Origin of the sequence: Streptomyces palmae, from assembly GCF_004684805.1 — a bacterium.
GTDB lineage: Bacteria > Actinomycetota > Actinomycetes > Streptomycetales > Streptomycetaceae > Streptomyces > Streptomyces palmae.
In genome coordinates this window covers 1-1,219 of sequence record NZ_SRID01000699.1, presented here as the reverse complement: position 1 = coordinate 1,219, position 1,219 = coordinate 1, and the positions used below count along the sequence as shown (strand labels likewise).

At 77.7% G+C, this 1,219-nt stretch carries 1 pseudogene; it reads right to left on the bottom strand.

From position 1 onward, the window contains the following. Positions 1–460: 460 nt before the first annotated feature. Positions 461–1,219: pseudogene (locus tag E4099_RS33425) on the bottom strand (hypothetical protein); the annotation flags it as partial.

Below are 1,219 nucleotides of genomic sequence, written 5' to 3'. Positions count from 1 at the left end.
CCGGCGGAGCCGTCCCCCTCCCCCGAACCGCCCGAGCAGCCGTCCGGCGCGACCGGGTGGCGGCGCGGTCCGTCGACCAGGACCGCGGTGGTGATCCTGGTGGCCGCGGCGCTCTGCTACGCGGTGGGCGCCTGGGCCCTGTTCACCGGAGGCTGACCCGGCTGTGAACCGGCTGTGAACCGGGCCGCCCCGCACCGGGCCGGCCCGCCGCGCACCGACCGGCGACTGATACCGGCGAGACCGCGCACCAGCCGGGGTACGCACCCACCCCGGCGCGCACGGGTCCAGCCCCGCCCCGCGCCTGACCCCGTATGCGATCGCGATACGCCCCTGTCCGGCCCCGGGAAGCGCACGGAACGCCCCGGGGCCCCGCCGTACCCGTCCGGAACCGACCCCCACACGCCCGCACGCCGGCCGCGGTAGGCGCCCGCCAGGGCCGGTACGCACTCCTGCGGCCTGGTCAGTCGGGTGCCGAGGGGGCTCGGCGCCGGGTGGCCAGGGTCCACAGCGCCAGGCCCGCCAGCAGGGCCGTACCGGCTCCGAAGCCCGCGTACGCCACCGCCCGCCGTCCGGCGTGGTCGCCCTCCCGCTCGGCCGCGGTCCCGTTCTCCGCGGTGGCCCGGCGGTCCTGCCGGGAGAGGCCGAAGCCGTCGCCGGTGCCGTCCCCGTCGTACTCCGGGCCGGGCTGCCCACCGCCCCGCACACTGATCCGCAGGGTCACCGGCACCCCGTCGGGGAAGTACCGTCCCGCGTCCGGGTGCACCGTGACGGCCAGGTAGTACTGCCCGCTGACGCTCATCGCGGCGACCGCCGCCTTCGCACGCGCATAGCGGTTGCCGTAGGCCACCGGCGCGGTGAGGTCCAGCGCCTCCGTGGCCCGGGTGCCGCCGTAGGACGTGAACCTGCCGTACTGGACCAGGCCGCGGGCCGGGTTGTACAGGCCCGCGCCCAGCGCGTCGCCGAGCGGCCCGAGCCGCTTCCCGCCCGGGGCGTCGGGGAGTTCGGTCTCCGCGTACAACTGCTGGCCCCAGTCGAGCGGGATCCGGAAGAAGCGGGTCTCGCCGGGCTTGAGCCGGGTCCGCCACACCCCGGGGGACAGCGGTCCGGCGTCCCGGAAGCCGGTGCCGCCGGCGGCCTGCCGCGCGGTCCCGGTGGGCGGCGCGGGCGGCCGGGTGTCCCAGCTGCCGGGGGAGGGCGGGGTCTGTCTCTTATACACAAC